At 71.0% G+C, this 3,153-nt stretch carries 3 protein-coding genes; 2 read left to right on the top strand and 1 reads right to left on the bottom strand.

Going from position 1 to position 3,153, the window contains the following annotated elements:
• Positions 1 to 71 precede the first annotated feature (71 nt).
• Positions 72 to 623 (top strand): prolyl oligopeptidase family serine peptidase, encoded by a 552-nt coding sequence (locus B4K29_RS14520; RefSeq protein WP_286967898.1) that lies wholly within the window; start codon positions 72 to 74, stop codon positions 621 to 623.
• Here B4K29_RS14520 and B4K29_RS14515 read toward each other — a convergent pair.
• A complete protein-coding gene (locus B4K29_RS14515) occupies positions 535 to 1,563 on the bottom strand; it encodes a DUF3068 domain-containing protein (RefSeq protein WP_286967896.1) in 1,029 nt (342 codons plus the stop codon). The genes B4K29_RS14520 and B4K29_RS14515 overlap by 89 nt on opposite strands.
• 230 nt (positions 1,564 to 1,793) lie before the next feature.
• Here B4K29_RS14515 and B4K29_RS14510 point away from each other — a divergent pair, with 230 nt between their 5' ends.
• Positions 1,794 to 3,083: an acyltransferase family protein gene (locus B4K29_RS14510; RefSeq protein ID WP_286967894.1), complete on the top strand. Its 1,290-nt coding sequence runs from the start codon at positions 1,794 to 1,796 to the stop codon at positions 3,081 to 3,083.
• Positions 3,084 to 3,153: the final 70 nt, after the last annotated feature.

Here is a 3,153-nt window from a genome sequence, read left to right as displayed (position 1 = left end):
GCCCTTGAAGATCTGCTGGGACCCGGTGGCTCGATGACGGCGAATACTCCTACACGCGCCGGCTCAAGAGCCTGGTCGACGAGTTCGCCAAGGGCCACGACGTCGACACGTCCCGGATCTACGTCGTCGGCCCGTCCAACGGCGGCTACATGGCGATGAGGCTGGCGTCGGCCTACCCGCGCTACTTCGCCGCCAACGTGCCGGTCTGCGCGGCCTACGTCCTCAAGGACCAGGCGACCGGGACGACGCAGCGGATGCTCACCGACGCGCAGATCCTGCGGCTGCGCTCGACCCCGACGTGGTTCGTCCACGCCACCAACGACCCGGTAGTGGACTACCAGGCGACGACGGGGCGCGCGGTGCGGCTCCTCGGCAACGCCCGCCTCACGGCCTACCCCAACGTCGTGTGGAACGGCCACGAGTTCCCCGGTCACTGGTCCTGGATCTACGTCGCCCGCAACGACCCGCAGACGGCGTCCGGCGTGACGATCTGGGAGTGGATGGCCAAGCAGCGCCGCCGCTGGCCGGTGCCGGTCAGGCGCGGGTGGCGCCCGACGTCTCGCGGTCGGCGGCGACGAGGTCGACGCGCCGGGAGTCGCGGTGCTCGCCGCGGCGACGGGTGAACAGCAGGAGCAGGCCGAGCAGCGTCAGGAGCGCGCCGGCGATGAAGCCGATCGGTCCGAGCAGGTCGCGCACGAACGCGAGCTTGCCGGCCTTGTCGCCGTACTCGTCGGCGAACTTCCGCTGCGTCTTGTCGTTGTAGCCGATGACGCCCTTGATCAGGGTGACCGTGCCGGCCTCGGAGACGGCCTCGCGGTTGATGTTCTCCTGCGCGCGGATGATCGCGCCGGTGTTGGGCTCGACCCAGAAGGTGCGGGTGTTGGCGTAGTCCGACTGGACCTGCACGTTGCCCGTGCCGCTGCCGAACATCGTGCGCGGCACGGTGCGGGACCCGGGGAGGCGGGTGGTGGGGATGGTCTGCTCATAGACGTAGGTGTTGAGGCCCTTGACCTTCTCCTCGCGCACGAAGGCCGCGTCGCGGGCGGCCTTGAGCTCGCCGTCCCAGAAGGGATAGGACTTCTTCTGCGCGTCGAAGGGGAACTTGAAGAACAGTCCCTCGTGCGTGATCGGCTGGGTGGCGTTCTGGTTCTCGGTGGTGCCCACGCCCACGAAGTCGCCGCAGCAGTTGGTCGCCAGGCCGGTGCGCCGGTTGATGGAGACGCCGTCGGTGCTCAGGGACAGCGGCTGACCGTCGACGATCTCGGTGCGGAGGCCGATCTGCCAGAAGGCGTTGTCGTCGCGCTGGCCCTCGGGCACCTTGCCGGGCAGGCCGATGATGGTGCGGGTGTTCTTGACGTGCTGGTCGGTCAGCTTGTCGAACCTGACCGTGCCGCCCTGCGCGGCCACGCGCAGGGCGCTGACGCCGGTGCCCTCGGACTCGGCCGTGGTCTTCTGGTCGAGCGGGACCGTGGCCAGCTGGTCGTAGATCGAGTCGGCCCGCATGCCGAGGACGAGGGCGAGGATGCCGAGGAAGACGGCGAGACCGCCGAGGATGCGACGCATGGGGGACTCCTGCTCAGGGAACGGCAACAGTGACGTTGACGAGACGAGGTGTGTCGTTCGGTCGGCGACGGGTGCCTACTGGTGAGTAGCGCCGCGGTTCCTGGGACCATAGCAGCGCGGCTGGGAGTTGTCTGCCCCTCGTGACCCAGACGTTGCGCTCGCACCGTCATCCGTGTCGTCCGTGTCACACCAGAAGGCGTTCCGGGTTACTCGCTGGTTACCCTCCTCGGGTGGCTGAGCCCAGGACCACCCGCTTCGCGGCCCTCGACGGGTTGCGGATCGTCGGTGCCCTCATGGTGGTCACCACGCACGTGGGCTTCACCAGCGGGCTGGCGATCCACGGCCCGTATGCCGGGCTCCTCGCTCGCCTCGACGCGGGCGTCCCGCTGTTCTTCGTGGTGTCGGGCTTCCTGCTCTATCGCCCGCACGCCCGGGCCCGCCTCGGGAGCGCGACCGCCACGCAGGTGTCCGGCGCCCGTGACCTGCGGACCTACCTGCGGCACCGGGTGTTCCGCATCCTGCCGGCCGCGTGGGTCGCCGTGCTGGCGGCCTACCTGCTGCTCCAGCACGACAAGGTCGGCCTCGTCCACTACCTGCGCGTGGCGACGATGTCGCAGATCTACGTGCCGTCCCCGTCGGTGCCCGGCCTCACGCAGATGTGGAGCCTGTCGACCGAGGTCGCGTTCTACCTCGTCCTGCCCCTGGCGGCGTGGGGGCTGTCGCGCCTGCCGCGGTCGAGCTGGCTGAGCTGGTCCGAGCTCGCCCTCGTCGTCCTCGCCTGCCTGCCCGCCGTCTCGCTCGCCTGGATCGTGCTCACCCACGACAACGTCGAGGGTATGACGAACTACTGGCTCCCGGAGTACGCCGCGTGGTTCGGCGGGGGCATGGCCCTCGCGGTCTGGCACGAGGGGCGCCTCGCGGGCGAGCTGCCCCGCACGGCGGTCGACGACCTCGTCGCCTCGCCGGGGACGCTGTGGGCTGCCGCGGGTGCGCTCTACCTGCTCCTCACCACCCGCCTGGCCGGACCGTACGGCCTGGACCGCGCGACGCTGCTCGAGGCGGGCAGCAAGAACCTCGGTTACACGATCCTGGCGGTGCTGGTCGTGCTGCCCTGCATCGCCGCCGAGCCGAGCTCGTCCCGCGTCGTCGCGGCCCTCGGCAGCCGCCCGGCCCGGCTGCTCGGAGACCTGTCCTACGGCGTGTTCGTCTATCACCTCGTCGTGCTCGGCCTGCTCGCGCGCGCGATCGGCCACAAGCCCTTCACGGGGGACTTCCTCGTGCTGTGGCCCACGACGATCGTGGCGTCACTGCTGGTGGCGTGGGTGAGCTATCGCTACGTGGAGGCGCCGATCATGCGCCGCGCGCGTCGCCGGGACCCGCGCCGGTCCCGTCCGCCGGCCGTCCCCACGGCGCGGGTGGCCGCCACCAGAGACGCCCGGAGGGACCAGAGGGACGGGTCGCCCCCGGCCGCGCACGAGGCGGCCCCGGCAGCAGCACGGTCGCCGCAGCCACAGCGGTGAGCACGGCAGCCTGGGGCCACCACGACAGCAGCGCGGCGCCTCCGGCGCCCCAGGGCCGGGCCGCGACCAG

This window comes from Arsenicicoccus sp. UBA6765 (assembly GCF_002453335.1).
GTDB lineage: Bacteria > Actinomycetota > Actinomycetes > Actinomycetales > Dermatophilaceae > Arsenicicoccus > Arsenicicoccus bolidensis.
The sequence above is the reverse complement of the archived record's forward strand: the minus strand, read 5'-3'. Positions and strand labels throughout refer to the sequence as shown.